Consider the following 15,803-nt stretch of genomic DNA (forward strand, 5'->3'; position numbering starts at 1 on the left):
ACTCCTAACCTCATCTAGCCGTGCTAAATCTATTTCGAAGATGCTGGAATGGGCAGAAACCTCGGTTTGCTCCTTTCTCAGATGTGCGGCGCATATGCTCGTCAAATCTGGTGCGTACCAACTACACCCGCGCCAGCCGGATCAGCTTGCTGATAAAAGCCCCCTTGAGTGCGATCGGCAGCCCGCGCTGCATGAGCGCTTGCCCACTCCAGGGTTCGTCCCAGCCGTCTACCTGATAGCGGGTATTGGGTTCAAGTCCGGCGAGGCGCACGTTGGTGGAAAAATACCCGAACTGTGATTGGCTGAGGAAGACGGTGACGACAGCTTCGCGTCCTGAAGGGTGGATAAACTCAAAGGCGCTGAGCGCGCTTTCACGAGGCGAGCGCAGGCGGTAAAAAGCTCCGAACTGCATCGTTTCGCGGATGTCCTTGTAGAGGGCGATCAATTCCGCGGCCTTGTCCAAGTCCGCTTGCGACCAGCGGGTAATGTCCGCTCCCATGCCGAGGACGCCCATCATCGCCAGATGAAAGCGAAATTCGAGGGAATAGCTGCGGCCATTGAGCCAGTTGGTATCAGTCACCCACATCATGCGCGTCAGCGGAGCGTGCGCCAGCGTAAACCCTTCTTGAATAAATAAGTCATCATAGGGATCGGTGTTGTCGCTCATCCAGAACTGCTCGGCGTACTGCATAATGCCGAGGTCGATGCGCCCGCCGCCCCCAGAACACGACTCAAAGAGTACGTTCGGGTACGCCTCACGCAGTTGGCGGAAAATGGCATACACACCGCGGGTATGGCGGACCCAGAGTTCGCGGTCACGCCCCTCAGGCGCGTCCATCCAACCGGGTTCACTGAAGTGACGGTTCATATCCCATTTGATGAACTTGATGTTGTTGTTCCCCAGCAGATCGTGCATGAAGTCCAGTATGAACTGCTGCACATCGGGGCGCGCTACGTTGAGGACATACTGGTTGCGCCCTGTACTGAGCGGACGATTCGGGAAATGGTAGACCCAGTCAGGATGCGCGCGGTACAGATCGCTGTCCGGGTTAACCATCTCTGGTTCGACCCAGATGCCGAATTCCATGCCGAGTTCATTCACCCGGTTGATGAGCGGCGCTAAGCCGCTGGGGAACTTGTCGCGGTTGACGTACCAGTCACCCAGTCCGGCGCGGTCAGTGTTGCGCTGACCGAACCAACCATCATCCATCACGAATAATTCGACGCCCATTTTCGCCGCCAGTTCTGCGGCTTTTTCTTGATTTTCGAGGCTTACATCGAACTCGGTGACATACCACGAGTTGTACACGATGGGGCGAGGTTGGCGGGCAGTGGCGCGCGGCACAACGTGCTCCAGCTCGTAGGCGTGGAGCGCGCGGCTCGCCGCGCCATAGCCAGCCGCGGTATAACCCGCGACAAAGTTGGGTGTCACAAACGTTTCGCCCGCATCAAGCCGCCAGCGGAAATCGAAATCGTGGATGCCGCCGCTCACGTTGATATGCTCGAAGGCGTCCCGTTCGATGACGATTTTGTAGTTGCCACTGAACGCCAGCGCGCCGAACCAGACCTCGCCATCGTCTTCCTGTGCCAGACCGTCGGCCAGCGCGAAGAACGGGTTAGAGTCGAAACCAGTGCTGCCGCGCCGCCGTTCGATGATTTGCTTGCCCCGCGGCAGTTCAACGCGCTGAAGCTGAAATTCGCCGCCCCACTTGCCGCTGAGCGATGTGAGTTGATAAGCGTCGCGCTGCGGGAGATGCCAGGCTGCTGAAAGAATCTGCTCGATCTCGACAGCCTCGCCGCCCACGTTTTCGATCTCGGCGCGCCGCACAATCAGATCATAGTCAGCGTAGATGTCGTAGATCAGGCGTACGCGGAGGGGATAATGCTCATCTTGAAGATGAATGGTCAGCCTCGTAACAGCGCCATTTTCGCTGATCGTCGCATCCCGATAGTCGAGGAGACAGGCGCGGACGCCATCGCCAAACCGTACTTTCAAACACGGCTCATTGAACTTGTAGTCGCCCCATGCGGGAAATTCTTCATGGGTATTGCGCGCAAAGTTCCAGTTTCCCAGTGGGTCGAACGGTAACTCGCGGGGCAGGTAGTCGGCGGGATAGGGAAGTTTTGCTCCCCAGTACACATTCTCAAGCCGATGTGCGTTCCACACAAAGGCATATCCCATGTTTTGCGTTTCGAGTACCCAAAGATATTCGTTTTGGCTGGTTTCAATGAATTGAACAAAGCGCATCAAATCGCTGCTCCTCAGAGAGACAGGCACAACGCATGATGGAATATCTTCCTATTTCTTGAGTTAGGCAGATGGAGCCATGAGGAGTGGAGTAAGTGTCAATTTCAAGAAAATCATACGTGTGTTTCTCTTATTTTGTTTTACGATACATCAACCGCCGATGACGTGCAATAGAAAATTACGTCATTCATTGGATTATCTTCTGATTATTGTTGTCCTTGCTCTACCCAAAGCGAAACTCAACTGCGACAATCTTGAGCTATTCGCGTTGGCTGCGCGGCGCAGCTAACACGAATCATTGAGAATTCAGATTGCGCTTTCACGTTCCCGTTTTGGTCAAAAAAAGAGCATTCAGCTTTGACCATTTTGATCGGTTTGAGCTGTTTTTCCGCCGATCAGAGTCGCATTTTACGAGTCATCCAACTGGGATAGTGCCGCTTTGATGTCAATAACAGGCGTCCCATCAATTGCTTCGATGGGACCGATTTTTAAGCGGCATCCATTGATCTCAAGCACAGTCACGCGATGCAAGCCGATAGGATTCGGGCGCGCCGGGGAGCGCGTTGCAAAAACACCTGTAAGCGGGTTTTCGATCTCGCCGCGGGGATGACTTGGAGTACATCACGCGGCGGGGAACTGACAGTGGATGGTCAACGATGGGTTGGGCAGTGTGCGCGGCGTGGCGGCGAATGACCTCAGCGTGCTGGAAAGCCGCCTGCTTGCCCCCTACGGCAACCAAATCAGTGGCGGGGGCAGTTGTTTGTTCTGGAGCTTCTTGGCGCGCGGGTACTGGAGACGTGGCGGGATCAGTAACTGCCATCGCCAAGGGGTAACAAAAAAGCGGAGATGAGTAACTCATCTCCGCTTTCAGCGTACACTCCGAGACTGTAGACGAGAAAAGACGCCCCTCACCTCGTCCGGACGCCGATTTCTTAATCCACATTACTTATCACCAACACGCTCAGGTTGAACGCCTCTTGGCGAAGGTCTGACTTCGTTGCGAACGGGAGAGTACTGCTCTCCCGCCCGCTTTGAAGAGTGTCGAGCGTTTGACCTGACACGATTTCAGTCTAGCACAGTTCTGAAGCGTGTGGTTTTCAAGCGCCCGGCATCATTCGTTCGACGCGAGAAGAGGAGCGTTTAACTGTGACACCGGTTTTCGTTTTGACCAACCACAAAGGGGGCGTAGGCAAGTCTACGTCCGCCACCACCATTGCTTTCGGCATCGCCAATGTACTGCGCCATGCGCAGGCAGCGAATTCGCGCGTCCTGCTGATTGATACTGACTCGCAGGCGCACGCGACGCTCATCACTACAGGGCGTAAGGACTACGGCGTTGATGACAGCCTCTACAGCGTGCTGATGGCCGATCGCCAGAATGCGCCGCATGTCCTGACGCAGTGCATCGTGCCGAGCCTGTGGGACGCCGATCTGCATGTCCTGCCCGCCTCTCCCCTGCTCGAAGGTGCTGAGCGGGAATTGATGGGTGTAGCGGGCGCGCCCTATCGCCTCGCCGATCCGCTCTCGAAGATTGCCAACCTATACGCTGCCATTGTGATAGATACGCGCCCGTCGTTCTCCCTCATGACTGAGATGGGTTTGATTGCCGGAACCGATGCGATTGTTCCAGTCGAACCGCGGTATCTGGAAACGGTTGGGTTGATGAGCGTCATCGGCAAGATCAACGAGATTCGGGAAGGCTGGCGGCATCCCAACTTGCGGATCAGCGGCATCCTCGTCACCAAGCTGGATAAGCGGGTACGCGGGCACAACGATTTACTGGGCGACCTCAAAGCGCACGGCGTGTTGGGCAAGCTGTTGTGCGGCGTTATCCCCGCCAATGAAGCAATTTCCTACGCCCATCGGAATCACGAGAGCATTTTCACCTACGACCCCAACGCCCCTGCCAGCAAAGCCTACGCCCAGCTTGTCGCGACGCTCGTTCGCCGCATGGGAGGTACATGATGTCCAAGCGACAGATTGATCGCACCCAAGCCCTGCTCGACTCGGTCAGCGCCGACATGCTCGATTTCGATCCACAGCAGTTTGCGGATAACTCGATCCGGGTTGAGCGCATCCTTCTGGAACTGGTACGCCCTGATCCGGTGCAGCCCCGCCGCGTTCTGCCCGAACGGATACACACGGCTTTCCATCACAACCGTCTGACTCCAACACAGGCGCTGCGCGAGCTGGTTCAGCTTGTGCAAGTGGCGGCTCGTCAGCGCGGACGCCCGTTCAGCAATGTGCTGGAACTGCTGCCCAACCCCGAAAGCGAGAACGATGACGACGGTGAAGCAAAACTCTCGCCGGAAGAGATTTTGCTCCGCGATTTGGTCAATCTGGCCGTCACCATCAACGATGATGGTCAGGTCAACCCGATCACCGTGGTGGATGTATCGGAAGGCGTGACCCGGTTGTATCGCATCGAAACAGGTGAGCGCCGCTACTGGGCAGCGTGGCTGCTCCGCGATTTCATCCCCGGCTATACGGGTGATGGCATGATCCCGTGCACGATCGTTCCGCTTACAACTTCGACTGTCTTTCGGCAGGCAAAAGAGAATTCAGCACGTTCCGGATTGTCGGCAGTGGCAATGGCTCGGCAAGCCGCTCTTTTGCTGTTGACGGTCCATGGCTACGAAATCCCCACTTATGCCGTCACCAACGACTTTTATCGACAGGCACTGGATTTGCGACTTCCTCGTGGAGAAGCGGAACGGGTTTACAGCGCGATGGGGGGTATCGATAAGCGACGGTTTAGCCAGTTCAAAGACCTACTCAAGCTTTCGGACGAAGCAATGGAATTAGCGGATCGTCATCAGATTGACGAGCGTATTCTGCGTCACATCTTGCTTTTGCCCGCACAAGATCAGGCGGAGATGGTTCAGCAAGTCGTTCAACTCAATCTGACCAGTCGACAGGTTGAAGCAATCATCAATGAGGAGGATGGGCACGTTGAAGAGCAAGGGCAACTGCCAATTTTCGCAATCAAGCTGGCGAGAATGATTGTCAAGGATATTGAGAAGCATGATCCCCAGACTTTGTGGCTCGCTATATGTCGCATACAAAAGGATCCACTGCTGGCACAAGCCTACTTGAAACGCCTCGCGCAACTCGCACTCACTGCTGCTAACTCACCGTTGGATGAATGATAAGTCCACCCGGGTGGACTTATAGATTTGGATAACAAAGCATGAATCAGGAAATCATCGAAGACACGACCGAGGATTTGTTCAACATCCTCAGTTGGGGAGAGCTTCCGTCACCACAGGAGTTCGCGAATTACTTTCGCAGCAAGCTGGAAAACCAAAATCACGGGGAAGTCGGATACATGCTGCTGGAGAAGCTGCAGCCCTTTGTTGACGAGGTTCTCGAGCTTCTCGAAGATGAATTTGGAGGGTAAGCCGACATGACCAGTCATTTAGCCCGATCTCCACCCGGATAAAAAAAGACCCACCAAGGAAACGCACAGGTGGGCTGGAGAAAACGATACATTGTTGGACTGGACACCCTCAATGTATCACACCTCCGGCTTGCCTGCAACTGAAATTCTCCCGTTGGGCGCGGAAAAACTGCGCGCCTCTAGCTTTGATTTGCTCGTAACCGGGGAAACTCAAATGTCAATAAATCTGAATCTCATCCGCTCCGGCAGCTCGATTGAGGCGCTGGTCGCGGAAAAGTTCGTCCTCAAAAAATCGGGGACGCGTTTTATCGGCGTGGAACATGACAGTCTCGTCGTCGTGCCTGCGACCGGTTGGTACTTCTGGAACTCGCAGGGCGAACAGGGCGACGTATTCGATTTTGTCGGGCGGCATTTACTCAACTACGGCTCGGCATGGAATCAACGTGATGCGGTGATGTTTATGGAGGCCGTGAAATTTCTCGCAGAAAGGGCTGGGATTTCGCTGGATACCAATGAGGATGTTCGTAAGTCGTCTGACTGGGCAGAACGCCAGTTGATTGATCGACTGCATGAGGCGCTGCTCAAAACGCCAACTGCATTCGCTTATGTGACCGAGAAGCGCGGATGGCAGCGTCAAACCGTTGAGGCGGCGCGGGTCGGCTATATGCCGCAAGATAAGCGCACGTTGCTTGCCGACCTTAACCTGCCGGATAAATGGCGTTCTGTACTGCACAAGTTTCCAGCCGAAATGATCGTGTATGTCCACCTCGATCAAGGGCAGCTGACGTACTTGAGTGGAAGGTCGATTGAAGGCAAACGCCACTACAACCCGCCGCGTGAAATCCTCGGCGACCGGCAGCCGTACTACAATCATGCCTACAGCGCCGATTCGGATCGCGTGATTGTGGTCGAAGGTCAGGCAGATGCGATCACGTTTGCGGAATGGAACATCCCGGCAATCGCGCTCGGCGGGATGAAACTCTCGGACGATCTGCTGGCGCTGCTCAAACAACACAAGCGTGTCTTCGTCGCGCTGGACAACACCGACGATGCGCGTAAGCAAAGCCAGACGATTGCGGCGGCGTTAGGCCGTGCTGCTTATCTGCCCCAGTTCCCCTCCGCCGTAAAGGATGCAAACGAATGGCTGGCACAGCACGGCGCGACCGAGGAGGATGCACGGTCGATGCTCAACCGCGCGCAAAGTTGGATCGGTGCGGAGATCGCCCGCGTCGAGCGGTTGGAAGGTTTGGAACGACAGGACGCGATCCGCGATCTGTTCACCCTCGCGGCGGATCTGGATCGCTTTGCGTTGGCAGAATTCAAAGAAGCGCTGGCGGAATTGGGCGTGAAGCGCGCCACGTTCAACGAGATGCTGCGCGCTGCCCGTTCAAAAGCACCGGAAGAGAAAGAGGAGGAAATGCCGGGGATCGTTGATGATGGTATTCCAGTTTTGTCGCCCGCGCTCGGATTTCATCGCGATCTGGCGCTGGTGACGACTTGCATCCTTGAGCGCACCAAGGATGATCGCCTCAACGTTCAGCCGTATCTCATCACCAGCAAGCGCGAAATCAAGCGTCTGACGGATAAGCAGGTCTTGCAGATCGGCGGGCAGGAGATCGCCTTGCGGGTGCTGCCCGAAGGCAGCGAATTCCTGCGGCGCTGGCGCTATGGCGATATTCAGCGCTTCCTCAATGGGGAAGTGGTCAGCGCGGGAGAGGTGTTTCAGTCGGTGCATGATCTGTTCACGCAGTATGTCGATTTCCGCTCACCGATTGAAAGCCGCATCCTCACCCTATGGGTGTGCGGCACCTATCTTTATACGATGTTCCCCGCATACCCCTACCTCGCCTTGAACGGACCAAAGAACAGCGGCAAGAGCACGGTCATGCGGGTGCTTCAGCCAATTGCCTTCAACATGGTCACCACCTCTGATCCGACCGGCGCGGCGATGTTCCGCCTCATCCACACAACGAGCTGCACGGTGGGCATTGACGAAGCGGAACGCTATCACAATCCGAAAGACCCGGCATGCAGCAGATCCGCCAGCTGCTCAACAGCGGCTACAAGGCGGGGATGCCCGCCATCCGCTTGATCGGCGAGGACATGAAACCGCAGGCGTTCGACGTGTATTCGCCGAAGATCCTCGCGGCGATAGCCGGTCTGGAAGACATTCTCGCCTCCCGCTGCATTGCCATACCGATGCGCCGCACAGATAAGAAAATGCCGTGCCTCCCGCCCAACTTCGACGGGTCGGAGATTCGTCACCAGCTTTACACACTGGCACTGACCCACTTCGAAGCGATTCACCGAAACTACTTCGACCGCCCCGATCTGCACAAGCTGCACAACCGGTCAGGTGAACTGTGGTCACCGCTCGTCGCGCTGGCAGCCTTCTTCGAGGAGGAAGGCGGGGTAAAGGGGTTGCTCGATGCGATTTCTGAGGCGGCGCAGTGGGACGAGCAGATGAGCGAAGGCAAAGCACTCAGCGACCGCGAAGAAGCGGTTTTGCAGGCGCTGGAGCTGATGACACGAAATGAGCTGGGCGAGATGTGGATTAAAGCGTCTCAGGTTCGCGAACACGTCGCCCGACTCCTTGGACAACCAGTTGAGCAACTGGGGCACGCTCAATGGATTGCCCACATCATGACTCGACTGCAATTGTTGGACACGGGCAATCGCAAGCGTCAGATGGACGGCATGATGTACTGCATCCGTCGGGATGTGGTACTCGACATGATGCGTCGTTACGAGATTGCCGCCGTCTCGTGATTTAACTCATGCATCAACGAGTTGGTCAGCGTTCTGATGTAATCAATTCGTTGATGCAATCTCGAAAAAACACTTCATTGTCTACATACTCTGCATACTCTACATAGGAAGCCTCGATCCATGAAGAGTATGTAGAGTATGCAGTCCATGTAGAGTTTTTCGCCTTCTCAAATGCACATTTCGCGCCATGCACGCGCGGGAAGCCGTCAAAATCAGGTCAACTGGGGCGCGAAAGTATGTAGGGGATTATTAACGATTCCCGATTGCTGCGCCCTACGCCTGTTTTGGCCTGCCCAAATCTGCTCATCGCTGTAATCGGGTTACCCCTTCAACGAACCCGCCGTCAAACCGCTGACGATATGGCGCTGCATGAACAAATAGAAGATGACCATTGGCAGCATCGCCAAGACCAGCATCGGCATCATGATCGACCAGTCAGTGAAATACTGGCCGACGCCGTTGTACACCTGCATGGTCAGTGTTGCTTTATCGGTCGAGCTGAGGAATAGATAACTCAACAGGAAATCGTTCCAGATCCAGATCGTGTTGAAGATGACGAGCGTTGCGGTAACGGGTCGCAAGAGCGGGAAAATGATTTGCCAGAAGGTGCGAAATACGCCCGCGCCGTCGACAAACGCGGCCTCTTCCAAGTCGCGCGGCATGGCGCGGATGAAGCCCGTGTACAGGAACAAAGCGAACACTGCACCGTTGCTGTGCAGGAAAAATTAACCCCTGATACGTATTGATCAGGTCAAAGCTTTTCATAATCAGGAACAGGGGGAGCATCGTCGTTTGCAGCGGCACCATGAACCCGACGAGGAAGTAAGCGCGCAAAATCTTGGTAAAACGGCTCGTTTTCCGAGCAATCGTATAGGCCGCCATCGAGCCAAACACGATGATCAGCACCACTGAAACCACCGTGATGAGCAGTGAATTGAAGAAATGCTTGAAGAAATCGATCCCTTCCAGCGCGCGGAGGTAGTTATCAAAATTTACAGCGGTCGGTAGTCCAAGCGGCGACTCGATGATTTGCGCCTGTGTCTTGAACGTGCTGACTACCAGATAGTAGATAGGGATCACGAAAACTGCGCAGACGCCCAGCATGATGATTTCGCTGACAAACGTCGACAACCGATACTTTCTCATGTCAGCTTCTCTTCCCGGCGGCCTAATATCCCCACTTGGAACGCGGTCACCACACCGATCAACAGCAGGAACAGCACCGACATCGCCGATGCAAACCCGACTCGATTGGAATTGACGCCTTCGTTGATGATGGTCTGGGTGATCATGGTCGTCGCGTAGCCCGGACCACCATTGGTCAAAGCGAACGGCAGATCAAACGCCTTGAGGCTGCCGATGAGCAGGAACATGACGCTCACCGTCATCGCCGGAGCGAGATCGGCAGAGTGATGAAGCGGAATTTCTGCCAACCGTTCGCGCCATCGATATCCGCCGCTTCGTAAAAGGTCTTGTCGATCACTTGCAGATTGGCGAGGTAAATGCAGGCATGCCACCCGTACTCGCCCACACGCTTACCAGAATCAGCAAAACCATCGCCGCGCGCGGGTCGGCCAGCAGCAGCAACTTCTGCTGGCCCGCGGACAGCAGCAAACTGTTGATCAACCCCTGATTCGACGGCGAAAGGATGAAATTCCAGATAAAACCGAGGAACAGTGAGCTAATCACTGACGGGAAGAAGAAGATCGCCCGCTGGATGTTGCGCGTCTTCATCTGACTGTCGAGCAGCAGCGCCAGCGGGAGGGCGAGCAGCGTGATCAAAATCGGGACGACCAGCGCATAGGTGATGCTGTTGCCGAAAGCGGTCGCCGCATTCCGCGTCGAGAAAGCCCGTAGGTAGTTATCAATCCCCACAAACTCATAGTTGGGCGACAACCCATTGAAGTTTGTGAAGGAGTAGACCACCGTGTTCACAAGGGGAATGATGGTCAATATCGTGTAGATCGTGAAAGCGGGAAGGACAAAAAGAATGTAGGTGAGATTGCCTTTGAAGAAATCTTTCGCGGATCGTCTCGACGCTCTTCGTGCAAACCCTTGGGAAAGCGAGAGGCGGATACCCTTTTCGGTCATCATGTTCTCCTGACCTGACTGCTGGTAGTGGACATCCGCTTTGGGGATGAACCGCCTGACCTGTAGGGTGTCGATCAGGCGGTTCACCTTTAGCGACACCCAACTGTTGAGCTTAGCCGCCGCTGGCCGCGAGTTCGGCCTGCTGCTCGTCGAGCTGCTGCACGAGTTCTTCAGGCGTGAGCGTCCCGAGGATGATCTCCCCGCGGCAGTGCCGGTCCCAAATTCGGTGAAGCGCTGATCGTCCGTCAGGCCGACCGTATCCTGCGAAATGTAGCCCGTGTCAACCAACTGCGTCTTCCACGTGGTCAGCGCATCCAGATACCCTTCGCTGAAGGTCGTTTCGCCCGTGTTGATGCGCACATCGAAATTAGGATCTTGTGACAGAACTTCGGTGTTGTGCAGCCAGTAAATCAGATCCGGGATCGAGTCCGCGGACATGGTGATCGGCTTAATGCCCAATTCAGAGAAGTTGCGCACGCCGCAATGAATTCATCCCACGTGGTCGGAACGGCGATGTTGTTGTCGCGGAACAGGGCGATATTGTAGAAGACGCCACCGACCCAGGCATCCGGTGCGTAGGCGTAAACACGATCTTCGTAGGTATAGTACTGCTTGTACCCTTCGGGCAGGCCTGAACGACTTCGAGATCGGTGATGTCAGCCAGATAGCCATTTTCCGCCATCAGAGTGATCGGCGGGCCGGAGTAGAAGAGATCCGGCAGTTCACCAGAACTGGCCAGCAGTTGCAGGCGCTGCACGTACTGGTTGTTCGCCGGCGGGACATTCTGATAGTCGATCTGGACATCCGGGTACTGCGCGAGAAACGCATCCAGCACCGGCTGATAGTGATCCTGCGTGTACCAGCTCAAGAAGCTCAAAGTTCCGGAAACGGCGGCATCCTGCGCGGCGACCGGGACGTGCGACGAGGCTCGGGGCGCTCACCAAGAGAAAAAGAACGACGACGGGTACCAAAAGACTCAACAAACTCTTCTTCATATTAGAAGCTCCTATTCTTCATCCGTTAGCTTCAGCTCTTTGCCAACGGTCATCAAGTACAGTGTGACAGGAACTTCCGCAAGTAAAAATGACCTAAAATATCACCTTTTGTCCAAAAATACGGAGTTCTGCGGTCGCATTCTGGATAAAACCGGTCTGACTAGTCCGCCCCGGCAGGAGCGTAAAATCGAAATGTTTGTCTCGATCACACGTAACGAGCGCCATCGCGGAGTTCCAAGTTCCGCGACCTGAATGGCCGTGCGCTTCACGTGATAGGGATGGTTTCGTGCAGACCGTACTGCCGGGTGCGATCCCAATCCGGATGCGGAAATAGAAGATGAAGGCGCGCTCCCCCTGCACTTCGATGTCAGCATGGCCGCCGATCGCGCCATCATCGCGCCGCCGACCCGGAGCGGCGAGAAGCGGACTCGGCTGGCGCTCCCAGTGTTCCGCATCGTCTGAGCGGTAGACGCCGAGTCCATTCCAGAAATCGGTGATCATCCAGTAGCTGCCCTGCCACACAAACACATTCGGGCCTTCGTGGGCACAGTCGGTAATCACCGGGCCGCGCACCGTCCAGTGATACAGGTCGTCACTGTCGGCAGCATAGGTACGCGTGGTTGACTTCGTCCTTGTACCACATGCGCCAACGCCCGTTTGGCAGACCGGATCACGGCCGCATCGATCACGCGATTCGACGACAAGCTCAAGGTGCTTTCATAGTGCCAATCCCACAGGTTGCGGCTGGTCATATGCACAATCGAGCGCGTTCCCGACCAGTCCTGCGGCACGCGGGGACATAGCTCACATACATGTGATAGAGTCCTCGTACCACAGCACTTCCGGTGCCCAAAGGTATTCCGCCCGTGCTCGAATTCTAAACCTTGCAGGATGCCCCGGTAGCGCCACGTCTGCCGTGATCTGACGAACTGGCAATGCCAATATCCGCCCCATGCACCCATGCGACACCGGGGCATTCCACGTTAGCGCGGCGGTTGGTATAGAGCAGCCACCACGCTTGTTCCTCGCGATTCCAGATCACCACAGGATCGGCAGCGCCATCATGGATCGGGTCGCGAAACAAAGGGCTGGCGCTTGCTTCATAATCGTCTGAACTCCTGCGCGGCTACGCCGACCACCTTTTTAAAGATTTTGCTGAAATAGAACTCGCTCTCGTATCCGATTTCGCGACAGATCTCATAATTGGAGCGATTGCTCCCTTTGAGCAATTCTTTCGCCTTTTCGATGCGAAGCTGCGTCACATAATCCCAGAATTTAACGCCGGTTGTTTTGTGAAAAACACGGGAGAAGTGATTTTTGCTCAGGCCAACATAATCGTCAATTCGCCGAACGCATACCCGGGATACTGCTTTGCCAGCCCGATTTTGACCCAATTCGAGGAAATCGACCAGCAGCGTCTCGATCAGCTCTGGTTTGACTTGACGGCTGAACATCGGCATCAAGTGGCGCTGTAACTGCTCAATCACCCCGCCGCTGTTCCCTTGCTCAACCAATTCGGTGATGGCTGGCTCAAAGTCGGACAGCTTGATGGATAGATCATCCGAGAAAGGCTGCCACTCTCGGACGGCTTGAAGCAGGTCGAATGGCTCGGGTATCCGACTGCCATGCCGACTTTGATCGGTTGTGAGCGCAAACGCAGACCCGTGACAATTTCTCTAGCTGTCGCTGAACAGCTTGTTCCGCACACAAGACGACCTGTTCCACCGGGCTGATCGACACCACGGGGGTGTGCAGACAAACCGATCCTTGAGAAAAAGGCCGATCCCTTCAGCATCCACAGCCACCTGAGGTTCGGCGGGATCAGCCCGCAAGACAGCAGCAGCGCAATCAGCTTGTGAAAAAGCAGCGCGCAGCTGGGCAGCGCTCGGCGGGCAGCTCTACGAGCCTGGGATTGTCGCGATACTCGCTCAAAGTGCGCTGAAGCAGCTTCTCAGCTCGTTCCAGCCGAAATAATTTTCGATGGTGCTGCTCACCGTCTGTCACGATCCAACTCCTGAACGATCCGCGCCACCGCCGCCTCTAATTTGTTTCTCATCCAGCGGTTTCAGGAGATAGTCGCTGATCTGATAGGTTAAGGCGCTCTGCGCGTATTCAAACTCGGCATACGCTGACAACAGGATGATCTTGACGGGTCCTTTGGTCTGGCGGATAGCACGAGCAAACTCAATGCCGTTCATCTTCGGCATGCGGATGTCCGCGATGATGATATCCGGTTGCACCTGCTCAAACAGCGCGAGTCCCTCTTCACCATCCGTCGCCACCCCACTTAGGACGATGCTGTATTGCTGCCAGTCGATCGCGCTCTCCAGCATCTGCAAGGTAATCAGTGCATCGTCGAGAAAAATGACCTTGTACACCCTAAAGCTCCTATGTTTTCAAAATCATCACTGTGTACGCTCCTTCTTGGCTCTCAATCGCTCGGATACCATAGCCCAATCCGTATTCCATGACAATCCGCTGATGCACGTTGAATAACCCGATGCCTTCTACCTCGGTCTGATCGGCGGTGTCCAGCTCCTCTCGAAGCTGGAGGAGCTTCGCCGCCGCAATCCCCTTGCCGTTATCCTGCACTTCAAAGAGGCAGTCATCACCATCACGCCGCCCAGTGATTTGAATACAGCCGCCCGTTTTCATATTTTCAAACCCGTGTTTCAGACAGTTTTCCACCAGCGGCTGTAAGACCATCTTTTGCATCCGGCAGGGCAGCATCACCTCAGCGACATCGATCTGATATTCGAATTTGCCGATATAGCGCCGTTTGTAGATGTCGAGGTAGTTACGTACATAGTTGAGTTCATCGGCCACGGTCACCTGAGATGACGCGTATCCATGGAGTAGCGCAGGAGTTCAGCAATCGCGGTGACGACCTGACTAATCGCCTTATTCTTGGCAAAATCGCTTCGGCCTTTGATGACTTGCAGCGAGTTGTAGACGAAATGCGGGTAATCTGTTTCCCGAAGAGCATACAACTCAGCGTTCTTCTTGCGAATCTCCGCCACATACACCTGCTCGATAAGCTGTTTATTCAGCGCGAGCATCGCCCTCAAACTTGTCCCCCAGCTCGGCGATTTCCCCACCCCGTAATCGATCTGAGCGTGTTCGTAATCCGCGACGGTCACGGTCTCGATCCGATGCACCAGTTTGCTCCACGGCTGTCGGATCTGGTCGGAGAGAAACAGGAACAGCGCCAGCGCAATCAACAAGCTGACGGGCAAAATGACGAACAGGATCGTACTGGAAACCTGATACGCAGGGTTGAGGAGTGCTGCATAGGGAATCGAAGCAATCAGATACCACCCCGTCACTTCCGACTGCAATACACATTGAGGCTGCTGTCGCCCCTGGCCCCGATTGACGAAGGCCTTCTGTCGCTTCAAGCTGGCTCAACAGAGCCGGATCAAGTGGGGTGTTCACCCGGTTGAGGTCGCGGTCGAAAACTACTACGCCATCGGCAGTCACGACGGTGATTTCGATCTCGTTCTGCCGATACACGGTGTCCAAGCCTTCGCGCAGCTTTTCATAATCGATATCCCCCTGCACAAAGCCAAGCGTCCGTCCCTGAATCATCAGGGGCAGCACCGAGGAGACTACCCAGCGCGCTGGAGAGTTCGCCACATAGTAGTTCGCTAAATGAGGGTCGGTGAAACCAAAGTTTGAATTGCCCGACGGATGAGGCGTTCTGCAACCAGTCCTGCGCTAACCAGTCATACGTCTCTTGGACAGCATAATATTGGGCAGGTTATGCACATACCCGTTGTGCCCGATAATGATGATGTCGTTGATGGAAGTTTTGGAAGACGTTGACGTTACTGAACGCATTCGCAATGCGGTTATTGAGAAAGTTTGTTCCGCGAAGCTCATAGTCTCATACCGTGTAACCGCCTGTTGACATCACCGTTGATACTGATGTACGCCACGATGTTCTTGATATCGCAGTAGTAGTGATCCGAAATTGTCGCGAATCTGGTACGGTGCGGGTGCTGTTTTCTTTTTCCTGTTTGAGCGTGTTAAAGCTGTTGAACAACAGCAGCGTCATCGGCGATGAACAGCGCATATTATAGGGCACAAAGAAGAACAACGTTCGTCTTCAAGAAATGACTTCAGTTGACGTAATCGCGTAATCTTCTTAACATGGTTGTTCAAAATCTACTTTGCTATCGAGCAAACAAACGCTGTGGCCAGCCTTGATTCACCCGCTAGCAGCCACCCCACATGAACGATCTTCCTTTGACCATCGTGTTTTCGAGAATGCACGTTTCGCGACTCAATCCCGGCATAT

Annotated in this window: 17 protein-coding genes and 1 pseudogene; 5 read left to right on the top strand and 13 right to left on the bottom strand. The window is 55.0% G+C overall.

Translation table 11 applies throughout. From position 1 onward, the window contains the following. Positions 1-121: 121 nt before the first annotated feature. Both IPK17_RS15310 and IPK17_RS15315 read right to left on the bottom strand, forming a co-directional pair. Entirely contained in the window at positions 122-2,248 is a 2,127-nt protein-coding gene (locus IPK17_RS15310; RefSeq protein WP_343418558.1) for an alpha-galactosidase, read from the bottom strand. Positions 2,249-2,656: 408 nt separating this feature from the next. Continuing rightward, a pseudogene (locus tag IPK17_RS15315) lies at positions 2,657-2,857 on the bottom strand (TrmO family methyltransferase domain-containing protein); the annotation flags it as partial. A gap of 537 nt (positions 2,858-3,394) precedes the next feature. Between IPK17_RS15315 and IPK17_RS15320 the strand changes: the two are divergent. From IPK17_RS15320 to IPK17_RS15340, 5 genes are all read left to right on the top strand, one after another. Continuing rightward, the gene (locus IPK17_RS15320; RefSeq protein WP_343418559.1) at positions 3,395-4,213 is read left to right on the top strand and encodes a ParA family protein; all 819 of its coding nucleotides are present in this window, start codon (positions 3,395-3,397) and stop codon (positions 4,211-4,213) included. Between the two features lie 56 nt (positions 4,214-4,269). Next, positions 4,270-5,397, top strand: a complete 1,128-nt coding sequence (locus IPK17_RS15325) for a ParB/RepB/Spo0J family partition protein (protein WP_343418560.1) — start codon at positions 4,270-4,272, stop codon at positions 5,395-5,397. A gap of 41 nt (positions 5,398-5,438) precedes the next feature. Continuing rightward, complete coding sequence (locus IPK17_RS15330; RefSeq protein ID WP_343418561.1) at positions 5,439-5,648, top strand: DEAD/DEAH box helicase family protein; 210 nt, start codon at positions 5,439-5,441, stop codon at positions 5,646-5,648. Positions 5,649-5,862: 214 nt separating this feature from the next. Then, complete coding sequence (locus IPK17_RS15335) at positions 5,863-7,740, top strand: toprim domain-containing protein (protein ID WP_343418562.1); 1,878 nt, start codon at positions 5,863-5,865, stop codon at positions 7,738-7,740. Further along, complete coding sequence (locus IPK17_RS15340) at positions 7,677-8,417, top strand: hypothetical protein (protein ID WP_343418563.1); 741 nt, start codon at positions 7,677-7,679, stop codon at positions 8,415-8,417. The genes IPK17_RS15335 and IPK17_RS15340 overlap by 64 nt, the downstream gene beginning before the upstream one ends. A gap of 320 nt (positions 8,418-8,737) precedes the next feature. Here IPK17_RS15340 and IPK17_RS15345 read toward each other — a convergent pair whose 3' ends face one another. The 11 genes from IPK17_RS15345 to IPK17_RS15395 form a co-directional block, all read right to left on the bottom strand. Next, positions 8,738-9,079, bottom strand: a complete 342-nt coding sequence (locus IPK17_RS15345) for a carbohydrate ABC transporter permease (RefSeq protein WP_343418578.1) — start codon at positions 9,077-9,079, stop codon at positions 8,738-8,740. A gap of 480 nt (positions 9,080-9,559) precedes the next feature. After that, positions 9,560-9,850 (bottom strand): carbohydrate ABC transporter permease, encoded by a 291-nt coding sequence (locus IPK17_RS15350; RefSeq protein ID WP_343418564.1) that lies wholly within the window; start codon positions 9,848-9,850, stop codon positions 9,560-9,562. Positions 9,851-9,896: 46 nt separating this feature from the next. After that, the gene (locus IPK17_RS15355; RefSeq protein WP_343418565.1) at positions 9,897-10,985 is read right to left on the bottom strand and encodes a sugar ABC transporter permease; all 1,089 of its coding nucleotides are present in this window, start codon (positions 10,983-10,985) and stop codon (positions 9,897-9,899) included. Next, on the bottom strand, positions 10,969-11,376 hold the full coding sequence (locus tag IPK17_RS15360) for an extracellular solute-binding protein (RefSeq protein WP_343418566.1): 408 nt from the start codon (positions 11,374-11,376) through the stop codon (positions 10,969-10,971). The genes IPK17_RS15355 and IPK17_RS15360 overlap by 17 nt, the downstream gene beginning before the upstream one ends. Positions 11,377-11,596: 220 nt before the next feature. Next, positions 11,597-12,064, bottom strand: a complete 468-nt coding sequence (locus tag IPK17_RS15365; RefSeq protein WP_343418567.1) for a glycoside hydrolase family protein — start codon at positions 12,062-12,064, stop codon at positions 11,597-11,599. After that, positions 12,061-12,294 carry a hypothetical protein gene (locus IPK17_RS15370; protein WP_343418568.1) on the bottom strand — a complete coding sequence of 78 codons (234 nt, stop codon included), beginning with the start codon at positions 12,292-12,294 and terminating at the stop codon, positions 12,061-12,063. The genes IPK17_RS15365 and IPK17_RS15370 overlap by 4 nt, the downstream gene beginning before the upstream one ends. Before the next feature lie 86 nt (positions 12,295-12,380). Next, positions 12,381-12,587: a hypothetical protein gene (locus IPK17_RS15375; protein WP_343418569.1), complete on the bottom strand. Its 207-nt coding sequence runs from the start codon at positions 12,585-12,587 to the stop codon at positions 12,381-12,383. A gap of 16 nt (positions 12,588-12,603) precedes the next feature. After that, entirely contained in the window at positions 12,604-12,990 is a 387-nt protein-coding gene (locus IPK17_RS15380) for a helix-turn-helix domain-containing protein (RefSeq protein ID WP_343418570.1), read from the bottom strand. A 513-nt stretch (positions 12,991-13,503) separates the two neighbouring features. Next, a complete protein-coding gene (locus IPK17_RS15385) occupies positions 13,504-13,881 on the bottom strand; it encodes a response regulator (protein ID WP_343418571.1) in 378 nt (125 codons plus the stop codon). 10 nt (positions 13,882-13,891) lie between these two features. Next, a complete protein-coding gene (locus IPK17_RS15390; protein WP_343418572.1) occupies positions 13,892-14,329 on the bottom strand; it encodes a sensor histidine kinase in 438 nt (145 codons plus the stop codon). Positions 14,330-14,331: 2 nt separating this feature from the next. Continuing rightward, positions 14,332-14,901 (bottom strand): sensor histidine kinase, encoded by a 570-nt coding sequence (locus IPK17_RS15395; protein ID WP_343418573.1) that lies wholly within the window; start codon positions 14,899-14,901, stop codon positions 14,332-14,334. Positions 14,902-15,803 lie beyond the last annotated feature (902 nt).

The organism is Candidatus Flexifilum breve, from assembly GCF_016713355.1.

What these genes read in the sequence shown, in the direction of transcription:
- IPK17_RS15340 (WP_343418563.1), top strand. Translation starts at nt 7,677, where the DNA reads ATGCAGCAGATCCGCCAGCTGCTCAACAGCGGCTACAAGGCGGGGATG.
- IPK17_RS15310 (WP_343418558.1), bottom strand. Translation starts at nt 2,248, where the DNA reads ATGCGCTTTGTTCAATTCATTGAAACCAGCCAAAACGAATATCTTTGG.
- IPK17_RS15335 (WP_343418562.1), top strand. Translation starts at nt 5,863, where the DNA reads ATGTCAATAAATCTGAATCTCATCCGCTCCGGCAGCTCGATTGAGGCG.
- IPK17_RS15345 (WP_343418578.1), bottom strand. Translation starts at nt 9,079, where the DNA reads ATGCCGCGCGACTTGGAAGAGGCCGCGTTTGTCGACGGCGCGGGCGTA.
- IPK17_RS15330 (WP_343418561.1), top strand. Translation starts at nt 5,439, where the DNA reads ATGAATCAGGAAATCATCGAAGACACGACCGAGGATTTGTTCAACATC.
- IPK17_RS15325 (WP_343418560.1), top strand. Translation starts at nt 4,270, where the DNA reads ATGCTCGATTTCGATCCACAGCAGTTTGCGGATAACTCGATCCGGGTT.